At 48.8% G+C, this 18,770-nt stretch carries 15 protein-coding genes and 1 pseudogene; 7 read left to right on the forward strand and 9 right to left on the reverse strand.

Annotation, left to right across the window (positions count from 1 at the left end; all coding sequences use genetic code 11):
- Nucleotides 1-20: 20 nt before the first annotated feature.
- Nucleotides 21-1,472: a RimK family ATP-grasp domain-containing protein gene (locus AC6R0R_RS02495; RefSeq protein ID WP_500625593.1), complete on the reverse strand. Its 1,452-nt coding sequence runs from the start codon at nucleotides 1,470-1,472 to the stop codon at nucleotides 21-23.
- Nucleotides 1,473-1,541: 69 nt separating this feature from the next.
- Between AC6R0R_RS02495 and AC6R0R_RS02500 the strand changes: the two genes are divergently transcribed.
- Complete coding sequence (locus tag AC6R0R_RS02500; RefSeq protein ID WP_487902367.1) at nucleotides 1,542-2,663, forward strand: GNAT family N-acetyltransferase/peptidase C39 family protein; 1,122 nt, start codon at nucleotides 1,542-1,544, stop codon at nucleotides 2,661-2,663.
- On the opposite strand, the gene AC6R0R_RS02505 is transcribed toward AC6R0R_RS02500, so the two are convergent.
- Together AC6R0R_RS02505 and AC6R0R_RS02510 are read right to left on the reverse strand one after the other, a co-directional pair.
- Nucleotides 2,660-2,986 (reverse strand): DUF1496 domain-containing protein, encoded by a 327-nt coding sequence (locus tag AC6R0R_RS02505; RefSeq protein ID WP_334550831.1) that lies wholly within the window; start codon nucleotides 2,984-2,986, stop codon nucleotides 2,660-2,662. The genes AC6R0R_RS02500 and AC6R0R_RS02505 overlap by 4 nt on opposite strands.
- A gap of 54 nt (nucleotides 2,987-3,040) precedes the next feature.
- Entirely contained in the window at nucleotides 3,041-3,937 is an 897-nt protein-coding gene (locus tag AC6R0R_RS02510) for a 1-aminocyclopropane-1-carboxylate deaminase/D-cysteine desulfhydrase (RefSeq protein ID WP_500625594.1), read from the reverse strand.
- A gap of 447 nt (nucleotides 3,938-4,384) precedes the next feature.
- Between AC6R0R_RS02510 and psrA the strand changes: the two genes are divergently transcribed.
- The 3 genes from psrA (at nucleotide 4,385) to fabV (ending at nucleotide 8,797) form a co-directional block, all read left to right on the forward strand.
- Nucleotides 4,385-5,011: a TetR family transcriptional repressor PsrA gene (gene psrA / locus AC6R0R_RS02515; RefSeq protein ID WP_334550821.1), complete on the forward strand. Its 627-nt coding sequence runs from the start codon at nucleotides 4,385-4,387 to the stop codon at nucleotides 5,009-5,011.
- Nucleotides 5,012-5,104: 93 nt separating this feature from the next.
- Nucleotides 5,105-7,390, forward strand: a complete 2,286-nt coding sequence (locus tag AC6R0R_RS02520; protein WP_500625595.1) for an acyl-CoA dehydrogenase — start codon at nucleotides 5,105-5,107, stop codon at nucleotides 7,388-7,390.
- A 204-nt stretch (nucleotides 7,391-7,594) separates the two neighbouring features.
- Nucleotides 7,595-8,797 (forward strand): enoyl-ACP reductase FabV, encoded by a 1,203-nt coding sequence (gene fabV / locus AC6R0R_RS02525; RefSeq protein ID WP_334550818.1) that lies wholly within the window; start codon nucleotides 7,595-7,597, stop codon nucleotides 8,795-8,797.
- Between the two features lie 151 nt (nucleotides 8,798-8,948).
- Here fabV and xthA read toward each other — a convergent pair whose 3' ends face one another.
- A complete protein-coding gene (xthA, locus tag AC6R0R_RS02530; protein WP_500625596.1) occupies nucleotides 8,949-9,755 on the reverse strand; it encodes an exodeoxyribonuclease III in 807 nt (268 codons plus the stop codon).
- Between the two features lie 213 nt (nucleotides 9,756-9,968).
- On the opposite strand from xthA, the gene AC6R0R_RS02535 reads away from it, so the two are divergent.
- Nucleotides 9,969-12,086: a methyl-accepting chemotaxis protein gene (locus tag AC6R0R_RS02535; protein ID WP_500625597.1), complete on the forward strand. Its 2,118-nt coding sequence runs from the start codon at nucleotides 9,969-9,971 to the stop codon at nucleotides 12,084-12,086.
- 129 nt (nucleotides 12,087-12,215) lie between these two features.
- Here the strand turns inward: AC6R0R_RS02535 and rsmS are convergent, their stop codons facing one another.
- The 4 genes from rsmS to dinG all read right to left on the reverse strand — a co-directional run bounded on the left by rsmS (nucleotide 12,216) and on the right by dinG (nucleotide 15,948).
- Complete coding sequence (gene rsmS, locus AC6R0R_RS02540; protein ID WP_500625598.1) at nucleotides 12,216-12,392, reverse strand: pleiotropic regulatory protein RsmS; 177 nt, start codon at nucleotides 12,390-12,392, stop codon at nucleotides 12,216-12,218.
- Entirely contained in the window at nucleotides 12,392-12,940 is a 549-nt protein-coding gene (locus AC6R0R_RS02545; protein ID WP_500625599.1) for a primosomal replication protein, read from the reverse strand. Before AC6R0R_RS02545 ends, rsmS begins: the two co-directional genes overlap by 1 nt.
- 95 nt (nucleotides 12,941-13,035) lie before the next feature.
- Complete coding sequence (locus tag AC6R0R_RS02550; RefSeq protein WP_487902031.1) at nucleotides 13,036-13,815, reverse strand: sulfite exporter TauE/SafE family protein; 780 nt, start codon at nucleotides 13,813-13,815, stop codon at nucleotides 13,036-13,038.
- A 60-nt stretch (nucleotides 13,816-13,875) separates the two neighbouring features.
- Entirely contained in the window at nucleotides 13,876-15,948 is a 2,073-nt protein-coding gene (dinG, locus tag AC6R0R_RS02555; RefSeq protein ID WP_500625600.1) for an ATP-dependent DNA helicase DinG, read from the reverse strand.
- Between the two features lie 515 nt (nucleotides 15,949-16,463).
- On the opposite strand from dinG, the gene AC6R0R_RS02560 reads away from it, so the two are divergent.
- Entirely contained in the window at nucleotides 16,464-17,396 is a 933-nt protein-coding gene (locus AC6R0R_RS02560; RefSeq protein ID WP_500625601.1) for a porin, read from the forward strand.
- 73 nt (nucleotides 17,397-17,469) lie between these two features.
- Nucleotides 17,470-18,108 (forward strand): YccT family protein, encoded by a 639-nt coding sequence (locus AC6R0R_RS02565; RefSeq protein ID WP_500625602.1) that lies wholly within the window; start codon nucleotides 17,470-17,472, stop codon nucleotides 18,106-18,108.
- 46 nt (nucleotides 18,109-18,154) lie between these two features.
- Here the strand turns inward: AC6R0R_RS02565 and AC6R0R_RS02570 are convergent.
- Nucleotides 18,155-18,770 (reverse strand): annotated as a pseudogene (locus tag AC6R0R_RS02570) (aminotransferase class III-fold pyridoxal phosphate-dependent enzyme); the annotation flags it as partial.

The raw sequence follows: 18,770 nt of genomic DNA on the forward strand, positions 1-18,770 counted from the left end.
GAATGATCGGATGATATGGGTTAGAAGCCGCGCATTTGGATACGACGCAGGAACTCCGTCATCAGGCGGTCATAGAGAAGATCGCCGAGGAAAGCGTCTTCAACATGGTGGTCAATACTTGGGTTGTCATTGACTTCAATCACGTAGACTTGACCGTCGATCTCTTTCAAGTCGACACCATATAAACCATGACCAATCAGATTCGCTGCTTTGACCGCCACATCGACGACATTCTTTGGCACTTGCTTAAGATCGAGCGTCTCAAAACTACCAGATGAAACACGGCCACTGTTGTGGTGTTGGTAGATTTGCCAGTGACCACGACTCATCATGTATTTACAGGCAAAAATCGCTTGGTGGTTCAAAACACCAATTCGCCAGTCAAAGTCGGTCGGCATAAAGGCTTGAGCCAAAATCAATGCGCTTTTCTCAAATAGCGCAGCCGCTTCGCGCTCAAGCTCCTCTTGGTTTTTAACTTTCACCACACCGCGAGAGAAGGCGCCATCTGGAATCTTAAGCACCATAGGAAAGCTCAACTCACTCAGCAAGTCGTCTTGCCAGTCTGGGTCAAAGCGATTCAAAATCACGCTTGCAGGCGCAGGGACTTTGTTGTTCTTCAACAGCTCAGTTAAAAACACCTTGTTGGTACACTTCATGATGGACTCAGAGTCATCCATCACCACTAGGCCAAGCTTTTCGGCGGTTTTGGCAAAGCGGTAAGTGAAGTTGCTGATGTTGGTGGTCGCGCGAATAAACAAGCCATCAAATTCGCCAAGACGCGAAATGTCGTCTTTGCCAATCGTCTCTAGGTTCATCCCCAAGCGATCCGCTGCACGTTTAAAACGCTTCAATGCAGAGGCATCCGATGGCGGCATTTTTTCCTCTTCATCGACCAGCATTGCCAGATCATAGCGGTATTTTTTCACCTGCTTGGGTTTGCGCCAAACTTTGTCTGAGAACTGCTCAAGCGACTCGATAAAGAAGTTTTCTTCTTGATCTTCTAGCTCTTGGAACGGGAAGGCCGCCACTGATTCGATTTGCCACTGCGTTTGGTGTTTGGTCATCTTGAGCTCGATGATCGGAATCATAAACTGCTCAAAAAGCTGACGGGCAAGTTTTTCAAGCCCTGCTTGTTGCGTACGGCCAAAATAGATCTTGCAAGACAAGGTCGTTAAGTCACTCGGCAGTTTACTCAGCTTGAGGAAATTAGATGACATCAACAGGGGTTGAGAAATATCATTGATGGCAGTGACCGTCGGGATCACTCGGTGACGACGGGCCTCGGCCATCAGCGAACAGTAGTAACCACTGCTCATGTAGCTGTAATCGCGGCATAGGTTGACGACTTGAACGTTACGTTGGGTGGTTTGCCAATCTCTGTCGAGGTATTGCGCCACGCTCACCACTTGTTCTGACGGGAAATATTGCTGCCAATCACTGGTTTGGTCGGCGACAATTAATAAGTTTGCCATCTATCTTGTTCCTTAATAATAACGCTATGATGGGTAAACACTAGCATAAGCTTTTTTTGAAGGTATCACATGAATTTTCGCCAATCGAAAATCACAGATCTCAGTGCGTTAAATCAGTTGGAAAAGTCACTTTTCTCCAGTGATAGGATCTCACCACGGCAGATGAAAAGGTTCATCCAATCTGAACATTCTTCTTTGTTCGTAGCACAGTGCGATGAGCAGGTGGTTGGCTATGCATTAGTTTTGTTTCACCAAGGAACACAACTGTCGAGACTCTATTCCATCGCGGTGATGCCGCAGTACCGGGGACGAAATATTGCACAATCGTTGATCGAAATGTGTGAGCGCGCTGCCGTCGAAAAAGGCTTCACAACAATACGACTAGAAGTGCGCGAAGACAATATAGGCGCGATAAATTTATACAAGAAATTGGGCTATAAAACCCTCAAGCTGCTGATCCATTACTACGACGATTTGTGTGATGGGCTAAAAATGCAAAAACGCTTGAGTCATTACGGACCTAAGACCTTGTTAAATATGCCACTTTATGTGCAAACCACGCCATTTACTTGTGGCGCGGCGTCGCTGCTAATGGCTTTTGCTCATTTCGATAAATCACAACCTCTGACACGCAGTGCTGAGTTACAACTGTGGCGCGAGGCGACGACGATTTTCATGGCGTCAGGCCACGGTGGATGCAGTGGTCATGGATTGGCACTGGCAGCGGCACGGCGCGGGTATCATGTCGAGCTGTGGAGCCAATCCCAGTCAACGCCATTTATCGACAGTGTGCGGGATGACAACAAGAAGCAAGTGATTGAAATTGTTCATCAGGATTTTTGCCAACAGTTGGCGGAGCAGGACGTGGATATCATCGACTCTCCACCGTCACAGAGTCAGTTGGAGCGCTGGGTGGAAGAAGGGGCTAGCATTCTGCTGTTAATCAGCACCTATCGTTTTAATGGCAGCAAAGAGCCGCACTGGGTGGTACTGAGTGGGATGAGCGAGCAGTTCTTTTTCATTCATGATCCGCACGCTGAATCTGAGCTGGATGCCGTTGGATCGGCGCACGTGACGGTCAGCAAAGCGGCGCTGTCGCAGATCATCGGTTTTGGCAAGCAGCGTCATACCGCTTGTGTGGTGATTCGCCCTGCGCACTCTGACTCCAGCGCAGTGGCGTCACAGAGCTAGTTGACCGAATAACGCTTAGATGGGGTCGCGTCAGCGTCAGGTTGCTCGCTTTTACTTTCGTCTTGGCTATCAAGGCTTTGCCATTTCAGCGCGCCATTGCTCTCAAAGTCGTTGGCTTTGGAGCAGCGCAGCAGGTGATCCTTGACTTCAATCACGGCGCCCAAGGAGTAGGCTTGGTCTTGGTAGTAGCAGACGCGCTCAGCAAGGCGCGAAGCGTTGACGCCGACAACCGGTTTACCCGGCGTTGTGATGACGGTTGCCAACGCAGGATAAGTCATGCCGAGAGCCAACAGCAGACTTAGAATTTGAGTGCACAATCGCATCGCTGCGCTCCTTTTACTCTTTGGTTGGTGATGGACTTAGGGGATGCGGTGGCTTTAAACACCATCAAATTTGCGTTGATAACGCGCCAGCATACTTTCGTTGCCCAGCAATCCCCCTTGATGCACATAGAGAATAGTCTTTTGCGGGTGATTTGGGTACCAGTTGAGCAGGCAGCGCCACATCATGGGATCGTAAAGCAGATCAAACTCAACATCGGTGTCGGCCAGCAGTTGCTGCCACATCCGATAGTCCGCTTGATACAACTTGCCAAAGTGATGCTTTTGTTCGAGTTCAAGAACGGTGGGAAACACCTCTTCACCTAATGCTCGCCACTGCGCTTCGAGGTAGGCTCTCCCGCCCACACACGGACAAGTCAGCACCTCAATGCCGTGCGGTCTGAGTGCTTTTTGCAGATAGAGCGACGTGGTACCGGTCCCGGAAGGTAAGGCGACAACAAACTCGTGCTCGGGATGATAACGAGTCCAAGAGAGAATTTCTCGTGCCAGTCCTGCCACGCCGGGCTCTGCCAGGGTAGAGCGGCCGCCTTCGGGGATCACTAAGCAGGTTGCATCAGGTTGGCGGATTTTCTCGATGTAGCGCGTGGGTTCTAGCCCTGAATCGCCGACGGCGATGATTTGCCCACCGAGCTCCAACACACCGCGATAATTGCCCATCGGCTGCTGCTCTAGCCATGCGGGGATACGATCGACATAAAACTCAAACGCCCAGCCCTTTATTGCAGCAAGCGCGGCAAGCGAGTAGGCAGAGTTCGCCTGTGCGCTGCCATAGCCAATCAAGGTTTTCACCTTTGGCCACTCGCCGCTCAGCACTGACATCAGTTTGCGTGCCTTGTTACCAGAGAAGTGGCTGTGCAGTTGATCGTCTCGCTTGAGAAAAAAGGGGATCGAAGCCACTTGATGTTGCGTGACGGGCGTATCGCTGAGTTTCATGGTCTAACGTGCAGGGTGTCAAAAAGAGGCGTAGTGTATAAAACTAGCTCTAAAAAGTCTTGCTGATCGGTTGGAGCGAAAAAGATAAAAAAAGCCCAGAGTAAAAGGTCTCTGGGCGGATACATAAAACATAGGAGTTAATAAGAAAAAGCAGCATATGAGTAGGTTCAGAAAGGAAACAAGTTTGACGGCCTGTAAACTTCGAATGCTCTGCTCACTACACCTATTCAGACCGGGGACGGCCCAAACAGTTCAATAAATTTCCTCTCTTTTTTCTTTTTTGCACACTTTTTGTTCGCGAGGAAAAATCTCTCTTACGTTTCAATGAATTACTTTCACACTTTTTTATCTGGTCAGACCGAAGCGCAAAAATGTGATGTTAATTGGTTGTTAGTTAAATGTTTCGGATGTATATTTCAAACAGTTGTTTAATACGAGTGCTTTAAAATGTCGGCGAGAAATAAGACGAAAGAGAAAATCCTAGATGTAGCGGAAGCGTTGTTTGCTGAGCATGGTTTCAATGACACGTCTCTTCGTACCATTACCAGCAAAGCTGGAGTGAATCTCGCGTCAGTCAACTATCACTTTGGCGATAAGAAAACCTTGGTACGTGCAGTGCTAAACCGTTATCTCGAAGCTTTTATGCCCTCAGTGCAAGATGCGCTAATAAACTTAAATCTCAATGATACGTATGAAATGTCAGACGTGTTTGAGTCACTGCGTACGCCACTAAGAAACTTAAACGATGTAAGACCGAACGGCACCAGCCGCTTTATGTTGCTGATTGGGCGTGGTTATACCGATGTGCAAGGTCACTTGCGTTGGTTCATCACCACACGTTACCAAGAGACGTTATCACTGTTTACGCAATCGGTGATGAAAGCCAACCCTGAGTTGACTCAAGAAGCGCTGTTCTGGCGTTTGCATTTTACCCTCGGCACGTGCGTATTCACTATGGCTTCGAGTCAAGCGCTGCTGGAGATCGCTGAAAATGATTACGGCAAAGCGATGGATGCCAAGTCCGTCGTTGACCAACTGATTCCTTATTTGGCTGCGGGCGTCGCGGCCAAATAAATCGAGTAATAGTTAAGATTTTTAAATACGAACAAAGCATTTATAACACTAACAATAAGTTCAACACCCTAACGCGAACAAAAGGATCGGATTATGTGCTCTCTAAGAAGAAAATGGGTCAGCGACCCAGCTTTCAAAATGTTCAAAAAAGTACTACCGCCGCTATCAAGCACAGAGAAAGAAGCCATGGAAGCGGGCAGCGTATGGTGGGACGGAGAGTTGTTCTCAGGCCGTCCTGATTTTCGTAAGTTGCACCAATATCCTGCACCAACGCTAACAGTGGAAGAGCAGGCGTTTATGGACAATGAGCTCGAAACCTTGCTGGCGATGCTCAATGACCACAAGATCGTCAAAGAAGATCGCGATCTGCCAAAAGAAGTATGGGATTACCTGCGCAAAGAGCGCTTTTTCTCGCTGATCATTTCGAAAGAGTATGGCGGCCGTGAATTCTCTGCATTGGCAAACTCAACCATCGTTTCGCGCATCGCCACTCGCAGTATCAGTACAGCGGTATCGGTCATGGTGCCAAACTCGTTAGGTCCGGGTGAGCTGTTGTCCCACTATGGTACGCAAGAGCAAAAAGATTACTGGCTGCCACGTCTTGCCGATGGTACCGACATTCCGTGTTTCGCGCTAACTGGCCCAGAAGCGGGTTCAGATGCTGGTGGCATTCCCGATGATGGCGTCGTCTGTTACGGCGAGCACGAAGGGAAAGAGGTGCTCGGTATTCGCCTCAACTGGAACAAGCGTTACATCACTCTCGCACCCGTTGCGACGGTACTTGGCCTTGCGTTTAAAATGTATGACCCAGACGGTCTGCTAGGCGATGAAAAAGAGCTTGGCATTACCTGTGCGTTGATCCCGGCGGATCACAAAGGGGTGGAAATCGGTGAGCGTCACGACCCGCTAGGTTTGGCGTTTATGAATGGTCCAACGCGCGGTAAAGATGTCTTTATTCCTATGGAATGGCTGATTGGTGGCCAAGACTACGCCGGTAAAGGCTGGCGCATGCTGGTGGAATGTTTGTCAGCAGGCCGCGGTATCTCGTTGCCAGCACTTGGCACTGCGATTGGCCATCTGACGTCACGCACTACAGGCGCGTATTCCTACGTGCGTAAGCAGTTTGGTATGTCGATCGGTAAGTTTGAAGGGGTTGCTGAAGCGCTAGGGCGCATCGGTGGTTTGACGTACTTGCTTGAAGCGAGCCGCACACTCACCACGACCTCGTTAGATCTGAAAGAGAAACCGGGCATTGTGACGGCGATTGCCAAATATCACATGACGGAAATGGCCCGCACCATTTTGAATGATTCGATGGACATTCACTCAGGCCGTGCCATTCAAGATGGCCCGATGAACTACCTTGCAACGCACTATCTCGGTGTGCCGGTCGCTATTACCGTGGAAGGCGCGAACATTTTGACCCGTAACCTGATGATCTTTGGTCAAGGGGCGACACGTTGTCATCCATACGTGCTGAAAGAGATGGAAGCGGCCGCCAACCCGGATGAAAAAGAGGGTGCGAAGCAATTTGATGATTTACTGTTCAAACACATCAAACACGCAATGGGCAATACGTTCGGTGCGTTTGGCGCGGCGCTCACCGGCTCTCGCTTTATCAAAGCCGATATGAGCGGGCCAACGCAGCAATACTATAAAGAGATGACGCGTCTCAGCCGTGCGTTGGCGGTTAGTGCGGATATCGCAATGGCAACACTGGGCGGCGATTTAAAACGTAAAGAGATGATCTCTGCACGCTTAGGGGATGTACTGGCGTATCTCTACATGGCGTCTGCGGCACTGAAAAAGTACGAAGACGAAGGTCGCCAGCAGCAAGATCTCGATTACGTACACTACGCCGTGCAGCACTGTTTGTATCACGCGGCGCAGTCATTGCAGCAAGCTTTTACCAACTACCCACAAAAAGCGGTTGGGCGTTTGCTGAAAGTGATCATCTTCCCACTGGGCAATCGCTACACCAAGCCAAGTGATCAGCTTACTGTGAAACTGGCAGAAAGTCTGATGACGCCGGGAGCGCACCGTGATCGCCTCACTCACCTTTGCTACATTGGCAAAGATGCGGATGACAGTGTCGGCTTGATGGAAAACGCCTTCCTTGCCATGTATGGGGTGAAGAGCTTAGAGCGCAAACTGATGCGTGCAGCTAAAGACGGTGTAGTCGCTCGTAAAGGGCTACTGACCGAGCGATTAGCGCAAGCCTTAGACGCTGGCGTGCTGACTCAAGCTGAGGTGGATAAGATCTTGGCCGCGGATAAATTGCGTTACCGCGCCATTCAAGTGGACCACTTTAGCCACGATTTCAGCGAGACTCGTACCCATCAAGAGGGCGCGAAGCCAAAGCTCGATAGCGTGGCGTAACAAAACACGTCACCGCTCTTACTACTCAGAGGCACCGTCATGGTGCCTCTGCTGTTTCTGCTCAGTAAAATGCTTTGGATACCACAGAGAGAAGCCACAGGAAGTGATCCAACCACTTGCCTTTTCACGACATTTTTACAGAAATTAGATGCGATCTGGCGTTGAACCTTTTATCCTAGCCGGGTTTTGTTAAGGAAGTTGAATATGATCATCAAACCTAGAATTCGTGGATTTATCTGTACAACAACGCACCCAGTGGGTTGTGAAGCTAACGTAAAAGAACAAATTGCTTACACTAAGGCGCAAGGCCCAATCAAGAACGCACCTAAGCGTGTACTGGTTGTGGGCGCATCGAGTGGCTACGGTCTATCTTCTCGTATCGCAGCGGCATTTGGTGGCGGCGCTTCAACCATCGGTGTGTTCTTCGAGAAAGAAGGCACAGAGAAAAAGCCGGGCACAGCCGGTTTCTACAATTCTGTCGCTTTTGAAAAACTCGCCCGTGAAGAGGGTCTTTACGCAAAAAGCTTGAACGGTGACGCGTTTTCAAACGAAGCAAAAGAAAAAACCATTGAGCTGATCAAACAAGATCTGGGTCAGATCGATATGGTGGTGTACTCACTGGCTTCTCCAGTACGTAAAATGCCAGAGACGGGTGAAGTGATTCGTTCTTCTCTCAAGCCTATCGGCGAAACCTACACATCGACCGCGGTGGATACCAACAAAGATGTGATCATCGAAGCGAGCGTTGAGCCTGCGACTGAAGAAGAGATCAAAGACACCGTCACCGTAATGGGTGGTGAAGATTGGGAATTGTGGATCAATGCCCTCTCTGAAGCTGGCGTACTGGCTGATGGCTGCAAAACCGTCGCTTACAGCTACATTGGCACTGAGCTGACGTGGCCGATCTACTGGGACGGTGCGCTAGGCAAAGCGAAGATGGACTTAGACCGCGCCGCCGCTGCACTGAACGAGAAACTTTCTTCAACCGGTGGCAGCGCGAATGTCGCAGTATTGAAATCGGTTGTGACTCAAGCGAGTTCTGCGATTCCTGTTATGCCGCTTTATATCGCTATGGTATTTAAGAAGATGCGTGAAGAGGGCGTTCACGAAGGGTGTATGGAACAAATCTACCGTATGTTTAGCCAGCGTCTCTACAAAGAAGATGGTAGCGCAGCAGAAGTGGATGAGAAGAACCGCCTACGTTTAGACGACTGGGAGTTGCGCGACGACATCCAACAACACTGCCGTGACCTATGGCCACAAATCACCTCTGAAAACCTAAAAGAGCTGACGGATTACGTCGAGTACAAAGAAGAGTTCTTGAAACTGTTTGGTTTTGGTGTTGAAGGCGTGGATTACGACGCAGATGTTAACCCAGACTACAAAGCCGACTTTATCGCTATCTAACCGCTGCTTATCGTCACGTCACTACTCAATATGTGGCGTTAGAAACAAAAAAATCCGGAGTTGATGCTCCGGATTTTTTTTTCACTGCGCTATTTTCAATCGACGGCTTTGTAACGTCGGCTTTCCCAGTTCTTTATCCTAGTCAGTCCGCTTACTTAAACGTCGACCAAATAGGCGCGTGGTCAGATGGTTTCTCAATGCCGCGCAGCTCGTAATCAATATCCGACTCGACGCATTTTTGCGCCAAACTTGGCGTAGCTAGAATCACATCAATACGTAGACCACGGTTATCATCGAAACCGCGAGAGCGATAATCAAACCATGAAAAACGATCGTCGACACTCGGATGAACCTGACGGAACGTGTCGACCAAGCCCCAATTCATCAAGGTGCTAAGCCACTCGCGCTCCTCAGGTTGGAACGAACACTTGCCCGTTTTTAACCAACGTTTGCGGTTGGGTTCGCCAATACCAATATCGCTGTCCAGTGGGCTGATGTTGATATCACCCATCACAATCAATTGCTCGTCGCTGCTGTGATACTCGTTCAAGTAGGTCATTAAATCTTGATAAAACTGACGCTTATACGGGTACTTGGTTTCGTGGTGGATGTTGTCACCTTGAGGGAAGTAACCATTGAGGACGGTCACTTTCTCTCCCGCGTCGTCTTCAAACGTCGCCATGATCATGCGTTTTTGATGATCATCATTGTCGGTCGGAAAGCCTTTTTGCACGTGAATCGGCGCTTTCTTACACAGCATGGCCACACCGTAGTGCGCTTTTTGACCGTGAAAGTACACGTGATAGCCCATCGCTTCCACATCCTCGAGTGGGAAAGCTTCATCATGCACCTTGATTTCTTGAAGACCAATCACGTCAGGTTGATGCTTATCAATAATGGCTTGCAGTTGATGAAGGCGGGCGCGAAGGCCGTTGATATTAAAAGAGATGACTTTCATTGATAATCCTTGCTTGAATAGGTCTCGTTTTTGCAGTCTAAATCCACTGGTTTTGAATAGTAACACTTCCACTTTTGGCTGACTAATGCCGAGCGTTTAGCATCTTACTCTGAGCGATAGTAACAAATTCTTAAACTTTTGATTGATAATCAAGTTCAATATGCTGTAATGATTGAACAAAACTATCAACAAGTTTGCTTATAAGGATGTATTATGCGAACGCTTTCGGTTCAATGGAAGATCACGCTTTTCGCTGGCTGCTGTCTCCTCATTACGTCACTCTCTTTAATTGGCTTCTCGGTCTATAACGCTTTATCCAATCAACAATTGATCAAAGCGCAAAGCGCGGAATCGGTGATCGATAAATCCGAGCAGTTGCTGCAAACGCGCGCTCTACTCAGTGGCACTGAGGTGGCGGAGTATCTCAATGAAGCGCTCTACCGCGCAGAAATGTTGGCCTCCAGCGCCATGTTCTTAAAACGCAATACCGAAGAAAATTTTGGTGACAGTGAAGAGCTGCGTACCGCATTGGATGAAATGGTTCGTCGTGCGGTGATGGACTTTGAATCGATTCAAGGGGCGTATTTGGTCTTTAGACCGGACATGCTCGACAATGAAGACAGCAATTACGTTGATGCCGAATATGTCGGTTCCAACGAAGTGGGCCGTTTTGCACCTTACTGGATCACCGCGCAAAATGGTGAAAATGTGGTGAACAGCGTGCTCAGTGAAGCCCTGCTGTCAGACTCAAGTAATCGTGAGCGTTTTGAGTGCCCAGTGACCACAGCCCAAGCGTGTGTGACCACACCAAGAGTGATTACACAAGAGGAGGAGACATTTTTGACCTCCTCGATTTCGGTACCGATTATGCTTGATGGCACCAGCATTGGTTTCTTTGGGATTGATTTGCGTCTCGACGCCTTGAAAGAGGTGGTGGCAGATGCGGATAGCAAACTCTTTTCGGGCGATGGCAGCGTCAATATTGTTAGCTTTGATGGCTCTTTGATCGCCAGTGACGCGCCTGACGCGGCCATTGGTCAACCTTATCAGAGCGACATGCACAGCAGTGAAGCGCTACGAGAGTTGCTCTTGGGTCAAGAAGTGGTGACACAGTGGAGCGAAAGCGGTGACTGGATGACGGTGTTCGCACCGATTATGGTGGCGAATCAAACCTGGGGCGTATTGTTTGATATGCCAAGAAACAGTGTGTTGGCCGATGCCGATGACCTTGACGCGACCATTACGGCGCAAGTGGAATCGAGCGTGACCACCGAACTGTTGGCGGGTTCGGTCCTGGTGCTGTTTGGTTTATTTACGATTGGTGTTATGGCTAATCGCTTGGTGAAACCGATTCGTGACGTGGTGGCGCGTTTGGATGATATCGCGTCGGGCGAAGGCGATCTTACCCAACGTATTGAGGTGAAATCGGCGGATGAAATTGGTCAGCTCGCCATGGGTTTCAACTCGTTTTTGGAAAAGCTGCAACACATTATTCGTGATGTGATTGATACCACGATGCAAGTAGGGACCACAACCGAACAATCGAAAGTGGCCGCCCAAGGCACGAGACGCAGCAGTGACGCCCAGTTTAAAGAGGTCGACTTAGTCGCGACGGCGTCTGAAGAGATGACGCAAACCGCAGGCCTTGTGGTACAAAACGCAGAAATTGCGGTGCAAGAGGCGGATAAAGCGCATCAGGCGGCAACCGTCGGTCAACAAGTGATTGAAAAATCGCAACATGAAATGGAACATCTGGTTGAACGCATGACCGCAGCGGTGCCCATAGTGGAAGAGCTGGCGAAGAACAACGCCAACATCACGGAAATTTTGACTGTGATTGAGGGCATTTCGGAGCAAACCAACCTGTTGGCGCTCAACGCTGCGATTGAAGCGGCGCGCGCGGGTGATCAGGGGCGTGGCTTTGCCGTGGTGGCCGATGAGGTCCGTAATCTCGCCAGCCGTACCCAAGACTCAGTCGGTGAAATTCGCAAAGTGATTGAAAGTGTGCAGAAGGGCACCCAAGATGTGGTGTCTGCGATTCAAGAGGGCAATGAGCTCGCCAATCACTCTGCCAGCCAGGTTGAACAGGCGGTACAAGAGCTTAATCACGTATTTGGCGCGATCGCTTCCATCAACGATATGAACAATCAGATTGTTAAAGCGGCAGAAGAGCAGCAGTCGGTGTCAGGCGAAGTGAATCAAAGTGTCGCTAATATCCGCGATCTGAGCGCACAAATTTTGTCTCAAGCGGAAGAGTCAGAAACGGTCAGCGGCCAGATCAGTGAGCTGTCGAAAAATCAGCAGCAACTGGTCAATCAATTTAAGGTGTAGCCTCAAAGGACATACACCTCTTATTGAGAAAAACGCGCTCGGTGAATCACATCACCGAGCGCGTTTTTGTTTTATCCAGCGATTAGTCGTTAAGCAAGAAAGTAAGTCTTTGAAGTCAGGACGTTGACCTTATTGCGCCAATTTTCTCTCTAAATCGCTTTTTACGATGTCGATTGCGGCCAAAGCAGTGTGAGGATCGATCTCGTTGCTCTCCAATAAGTAGATTAAATCTACCGCCAGTTTGACCTCTTCGGGGGCGTTTTCAAGCCCGCTGTTTACTGCCGTTGACTGTTCTTGACTAGACATTACTGGTTTCTCTCTCGATAGGTGATCTGATTTTCGATTTTCAACTTAGACTCTTGGCACCGTTTTAGACGCTGCTCGGTAGCCAGTAACGCTTGCTGCGCTTGTGCTTGGGCAAACGATGAGGCGTTTTGCAGTGCACGCTCTTTATCTCTCACCATCTCTTTTAAGCGACGTTCCCACTCTTGATGCTGCGCCAGTTGTTGATAGAGCTCGTTGATGGGCTTTCTATAATAGCTTTTGTGCTTAGGTTCGTTTTTACGGATTGAGGTGGTGGCCAATTCGCGCTCAATGGCACTGATTTGCGACAGTAAACGCTCGCCGAGGTATTCTGCTCGGTGCGTGGTCAATTTGCCCGCTTGTTCTTCGCGCAAAATCGACGTCAATGTGGCTTGGGTTTCTGTCACGCAGGGGACAAGCAGTTTAGCTCGGCAAGAAAACAGCCGTTCATCAAATAGCGGTAGGTGGTGCTCTCCGCGTTGGCGATCAAGCCCCGCCGCTTGCAGGGCAAGGTTGTCTAAGGTTTGTTTTAGCGAATCGAATCTATTCATAGCGTTCTACTTGTCGCTTCCTATGCAAGTTACGCGCAGTGATGGCGTTAATCAGTGTTTTCGTCAAGTAATGCTTTCGTTGAGCAATGATTGCGTTAACTAGGGATAAACCACGCATCAAACGCCAGCTTGACGGCGAGCACACTGACGACGGTGACAAAGACTGGGCGTATAAACGTTGCGCCAAATCGTATCGCGGAATGAGCGCCGACGAACGCGCCAGCCATCAAACAGACACCCATCGTCAGGCCCAACACCCAATCGATATGACCCAAAATGGCAAATGTCACCAATGACGTGAAGTTGCTGGTAAAGTTCATCGCCTTGGCCAAGCCTGAAGCCAACAAAATATTGAGGCGATAGAGCGCCATTGAACTCACGGTCCAAAAAGCGCCAGTACCGGGGCCGGCAACGCCATCATAAAAGCCTAGAATCAAACCTTGGCCTATCTGCTTTTTATGCAGTACAGGGCAAGGTGGTGGCGATTCATTGATGTTTGCGTTCGGTGTTTTATGCCAAACAGTATAGACAGCCGCCGCCAGAATAATCAGCGGTAAGATTTTTTCAAGCCACTCAGTTGAGATGAAATCAACAAACAAGGTGCCCAAGATTGCCCCAGCTAGGGTGGCAAAGAACGCTCTTAGCCAACATTCAGGTTTAAACAGGCGCTTTCGGTAGTAAGTAAACGCGGCGGTTGATGATGCGAAGGTCGCCGCTAACTTGTTGGTACCGAGCGCAATGTGCGGCGGTAGGCCGAGTGACAGCAGAGCAGGTACCGTTAACATGCCGCCACCGCCGGCGACGGCATCAATAAATCCAGCAACAAAAGCAACCAGTGCCAACACCAACAACATGGTTGGCTCAAAAAGTTCCATAATGTGTATTCTTCTTTATATGCTTGAAGCGCTTGTAAGTTATGGGTGTCAATCGCGCCACTATTTGATGGTGCGTTTAAATGGCGGAAGTGAGTCCAACAGCGCACTCCCGTAACGTTTGGTGACCAGTCTGCGATCAAGGATGACGACTCTACCAGAATCGCGCTCTTTACGCAGCAAGCGACCGACAGACTGAATCAGCTTTTTACTCGCTTCGGGTACCGAGATCTGCATAAACGGATTTCCGCCTTTGCGCTCGATGTATTCTGCATGGGAGCGCTCCACGGGGGAGGTCGGCACCGCAAACGGAATCTTGGTGATCACCAGGTTGGTCAGCAAGTCACCCGGTAAATCCAGCCCTTCTGAGAAGCTGCCAGTGCCAAACAGAATGCTCGTCTTGCCGCACTGCACAAGGGTTTTATGTTTTTTTAGAATTTCAGAGCGCGACTCTTGACCATGAATTTGCAGCGCCCAACCCTTTTTAACAAATTCGCTACTCAGCGCTTCTGCGACTTGGTTCATTTGCCAATAGGAGGAGAATAAAACCAAATTGGCCTGTTTGTCTTCAATCCAGTTAGGCAATATCTCTATAAGATATTCAGTAAACTGTGGCGCTTGGGGCTCCATCTTCATTGCCGGTATGACCAATTCGGCTTGGTTGGCGTAATCAAACGGCGATGAGAGCGCAAGAAAGCGCACGCCGTCTTCCTCTTTTTCACTCACGCCAGCTTGGCGACAGAAAAAACTGAATGAGTTGAGCGCGCGCAGAGTCGCGGAAGTGAGCACTGCACCGACGCAGCGACTCCAGATCTGTTGATCCAATTGCCAACCGACTTCGAGCGGCGAGACATTGACGATAATGTCGCCTTCGCGTTCTGGATGTAGGGATAGCCAACGCGCTAAAGGCGCGCCTTTTTCACGTGTGGGTTCGGCCATTAAGCGCCAAACTTGGGCGAGATTGTCAAAACGCTGAATGTAAAAACCGAGCTCAGCGAGCGCGGGTTCTGCGAGTCGGTTCGCAATTTCACCGTCTTTAACGCGTTCTGAAATCAGATCCGCCACTTTAGCGACGGCCTGAGCACCTTTGACCGAATAGGTCTTCAATTCTTTGGCCTGTTCAAATAGCCAAGTGGGCAGTTCGCCATGTTCAAAGCGATAATGACGATCTTCAAACGCTTGCGTATCAAACTGTGCGGGGAGCTTCGCTAACGTTGGAATAAGCTGCGCAATGCTGTCTTGCAACTCGTTTTTAAACCTTGCGACGCGCTTTTCATCGGCAAGGCCTGCAAATCTGGTCACACTTTGATTGAGCTTTTCTAGCCAACTGGCAGCGCCTTTACAACTGGCTGCGGCAGAGGCGTGATCGCGCGCGACGTGGGGTAAGTGGTGCGCCTCATCAAACACATAAAAGGTGTTCTCAGGCTCTGGAAGTATCACGCCACCCCCGAGATCGGCATCGGCCATCACCAAGCTGTGGTTGGCAATGATCACGTCGACCTTATCAAGCTCGGCACGGGCCTTTTGAAACGGACACTGGCGATGCGCTGGTAAACTGGTGTTGCAGCTGTGCTTATCGCTGACAATCATTTGCCACAAGTGGTCGGGAATTGGCTTGGGCCAAGCGTCACGGTCACCATTCCATTTGTTTTGTGCCAACTTGGTGTGCATGAGCTCAAGCAGTTCAACCTCTTTTTTCTTCGGTTTACTTTCGAACATCGCCATCTGCCCGCCGTCTGCCCCACACGCGGTGTAGAGCTTTTCAGCACAGCAATAACGGCCTCGGCCTTTGGCGAGGATAAAGGAGAACTCACGATCAGAGAGGCGTCTATATAGGGGCAAATCCTTATTGATGAGCTGCTCTTGCAGCGCGACGGTGGCGGTGGAGATGACCACTTTACGATTATTGAACAGCGCAACGGGTATTACTGCCATCAGATAGGAGAGTGATTTGCCGATCCCGGTCCCCGCTTCTGCAACAATCATCCGATTAGATTTGTGATACTCGCCACATAATGTTTTGGCGATCTCTGCGACCAAGTAGTTTTGTGCCCGGCGAGGAACGAAGTTTTCTAACTGATGTTGGAGAGATTGATAACTGTGGCGGATAGAATTTTGTATCTTACTGGCAATCATATGGGGACCTTCGCTATGGGCGACGGATGATAGCACAGTTTGCTAAACGCTACTCAGTTCACGAAATAGAATCTCAAATGATCAAATCTAGATCTCCTTCACAAAAAAAAACTGAACCTTCAAGAACTTATAATTAATTCTAATTGTAAAATATATATCACTCCAAATAATCACAAATGGTAGGCTTATATTCTGCAATTCGCATAATTTTATCGATTTATTGGCGTTTAAGTCTAAATGTTAACGGTTTTGGTAAGGTGCGTGGCGTAACGATATTTTTATGAACCTGGTCTAAAAAACGGCAGGTTTATATGTAAATACATGATTTTAAACCAATTTATGTTTTTTTAGTTGTGTGATTTAGAACATTTGACACTTAGGGGAATCTTTTGCAATCTAAACCTCGAAATTTAGTGGCGATGACATCGGACCAATAAAGAGTTTGAGTCATCTTCTAAAACATAAAGGGAACCGGATAGGGAATTCCCATTCTATAGAAAAGGCAGTGGATTATTATGAAAAAGACTCTAGTAGCACTAGCAGTACTTGCAACAAGTTCAGCACACGCTGGTTTTGAAATTTACAATCAAGACAAAGTGTCAGTAACCATGGGCGGCGACATCGAAGTTGTTTATGTGAAGGATAAAGCCGATGGTTCTGACTTCACTCAGGACATTCAAGACGCTGACCTAAGCTTTGACGTTCGTTACGCGATCAACGATTCCCTACAATTCGGCGGTTTCTGGGAGTTTACTGACGTAGGTACATCTGAAGGTGATGCTTATGTAGCTTTGTACTCTGACACAGCAGGTTCTTTCAAGGTTGGTCGTCTATGTGCTGTAATGGACGACGCTGGTATCGGCTCTGACTACCAGTTTGGTTTAAACACGTTCTTTGGCGGCAGTGATGACCACTTCTGTGCTGACGAAACTGTTCGTTGGGATATCGACAAGAGTGACTTCTACGCTTCTGTTGCACTAGTTCAAGATGAAAATGGTGATACAGGTACTTTAACAGACGACACTGTTTACTTTGACGGTAAACTTGGCTACCGAGTTGCTGACTTCGACTTCACTGCTTTCTACGGAAATGGCGAAGTTTTCGATTCAAACGTTGCAACTGGCAAGCGCGATGAGTCACTTTGGTCTGTTCAAGCACGCTACGCTGGTGTTGAAAACCTAGAATTAGCAGTGGCTTACTACAACCTTGACAAAGATTACACTGACGTTGATACAATTGGTCTAGCGGCTACTTACACTATCGAAAAAGTTACTCTAGCAGCAGGTTTCAGTACTTCTGAGCAAGACGGTGCCGATGACGTCGATACTTGGTATGTAAACGCAGGTTACGGACTAGCACCAAATTCTACACTTTATGCAGAAGTTGGTGGTGACAACGTAGATAGCAACCAAACTGGCGTTGCTGTAGGTGTTAAAGCTTACTTCTAATCTCACCTAAATGAGATACAATCAAACCACCCTTCGGGGTGGTTTTTTATTATGGACTATAGGAATTGAGTGTATGAATAAATCCATGGGCTTACTTTGCGTATTGATGAGTTTCGGAGTGTCAGCGGGGATGCTAGAGCCACAATCGAACGTTGAGTTGCTGTTTGTCGACGGTGAGCAAAATCAAGAAAAGCGTCAAAGTGTCAGTGTCGATCAAGGCCCTACCCAGTTGGTGGTAAAGTACAGTAAGAAATTGAGTGATTCAGGTAAATCGCGAGTCTTTGATTCTGCGCCTTACGTCCTTATGTTCAATGCACCGGAAAGTGATTTGGTCGTTGAAGCACCAAAATTACACAGTTATCAGCAAGCCAACGCGCACTTTAAACAAGCTCCGGAGTGGGTAATAAAAACTAAAAATGGCGAGTCGATTGAATACTCTCAGGAGGTATTGGATAGCGGTGAAGGTATTTTTCCGTATTACGACCTACCTAAGCTCGTTGCCCAACACAACCAAGCGAGAGGTGTGGTATTTGCTGCAAGTGCTGCTCTAGTCGCCAGCGCTGAGTTAGCCCCTGAAACCGAGTCGAAGCAAGGAAGTGAGGCTATGCCTAGTGTTGACACCAACAGTCTTGAGCAACTCAAAGCCTGGTACCTAAAATCTTCCACCGAAGAGCGCAAAGCTTTCCGCCGCTGGATGATTGATCAGGAGTAAGTTCCTAGTGTCTAGTTCCTAGTTCCTAGATTTTGGGTTTTAGGAACTAGGATTTAGTTTGAGTTTTAAAACACACCTCTTTCTCTAGCGCGTTCTCTACTGCTATCACCAACTTCTCAATATGCTCAGGTTCGCTGATAAACGGCGGCATCATATAGATTAGACGTCCGAATGGGCGTATCCAGACACCTTGCGCAACAAAATGCGCTTGGATGTTTTCCATATCCACAGTGGTTGTCGTCTCTACCACACCAATCGCGCCGAGCCAGCGCACGTCTTTGACCTTTTTATGTTTTTTTAGTCTCGGTAGTAGTGAGGCAAACTGACGTTCGATGCCCGCAACTTGTGTTTGCCATTCGCCCTTTTTTAACAACGCCATACTGGCACTCGCGACGGCGCAGGCGAGGGGGTTGCCCCATAAAAGTAGGGCCGTGCATAAAGCAGCCCGCTTCGCCCGAGCAGACGGTATCAGCAACGTGGCGAGTGGTGAGCGTGGCCGATAACGTCATGTACCCTCCGGTAAGCGCTTTGCCGACACAGAGGATGTCTGGCTGAACCTCGGCGTGTTCGCAGGCAAACAGCTTGCCTGTACGGCCAAATCCTGTGGCGATTTCATCCAATATCAGCAGTACGCCATAGTCGTCACACAGTTGGCGTACGCC

The organism is Vibrio sp. R12-SW3-ISO1 (assembly GCF_059834005.1).

Bases quoted from the DNA above. Each gene is read 5' to 3' on its own strand.
- AC6R0R_RS02495 (WP_500625593.1), bottom strand. From the start codon at position 1,472: ATGGCAAACTTATTAATTGTCGCCGACCAAACCAGTGATTGGCAGCAA.
- AC6R0R_RS02500 (WP_487902367.1), top strand. From the start codon at position 1,542: ATGAATTTTCGCCAATCGAAAATCACAGATCTCAGTGCGTTAAATCAG.
- AC6R0R_RS02505 (WP_334550831.1), bottom strand. From the start codon at position 2,986: ATGCGATTGTGCACTCAAATTCTAAGTCTGCTGTTGGCTCTCGGCATG.
- AC6R0R_RS02510 (WP_500625594.1), bottom strand. From the start codon at position 3,937: ATGAAACTCAGCGATACGCCCGTCACGCAACATCAAGTGGCTTCGATC.
- psrA (WP_334550821.1), top strand. From the start codon at position 4,385: ATGTCGGCGAGAAATAAGACGAAAGAGAAAATCCTAGATGTAGCGGAA.
- AC6R0R_RS02520 (WP_500625595.1), top strand. From the start codon at position 5,105: ATGTGCTCTCTAAGAAGAAAATGGGTCAGCGACCCAGCTTTCAAAATG.
- fabV (WP_334550818.1), top strand. From the start codon at position 7,595: ATGATCATCAAACCTAGAATTCGTGGATTTATCTGTACAACAACGCAC.
- xthA (WP_500625596.1), bottom strand. From the start codon at position 9,755: ATGAAAGTCATCTCTTTTAATATCAACGGCCTTCGCGCCCGCCTTCAT.
- AC6R0R_RS02535 (WP_500625597.1), top strand. From the start codon at position 9,969: ATGCGAACGCTTTCGGTTCAATGGAAGATCACGCTTTTCGCTGGCTGC.
- rsmS (WP_500625598.1), bottom strand. From the start codon at position 12,392: ATGTCTAGTCAAGAACAGTCAACGGCAGTAAACAGCGGGCTTGAAAAC.
- AC6R0R_RS02545 (WP_500625599.1), bottom strand. From the start codon at position 12,940: ATGAATAGATTCGATTCGCTAAAACAAACCTTAGACAACCTTGCCCTG.
- AC6R0R_RS02550 (WP_487902031.1), bottom strand. From the start codon at position 13,815: ATGGAACTTTTTGAGCCAACCATGTTGTTGGTGTTGGCACTGGTTGCT.
- dinG (WP_500625600.1), bottom strand. From the start codon at position 15,948: ATGATTGCCAGTAAGATACAAAATTCTATCCGCCACAGTTATCAATCT.
- AC6R0R_RS02560 (WP_500625601.1), top strand. From the start codon at position 16,464: ATGAAAAAGACTCTAGTAGCACTAGCAGTACTTGCAACAAGTTCAGCA.
- AC6R0R_RS02565 (WP_500625602.1), top strand. From the start codon at position 17,470: ATGAATAAATCCATGGGCTTACTTTGCGTATTGATGAGTTTCGGAGTG.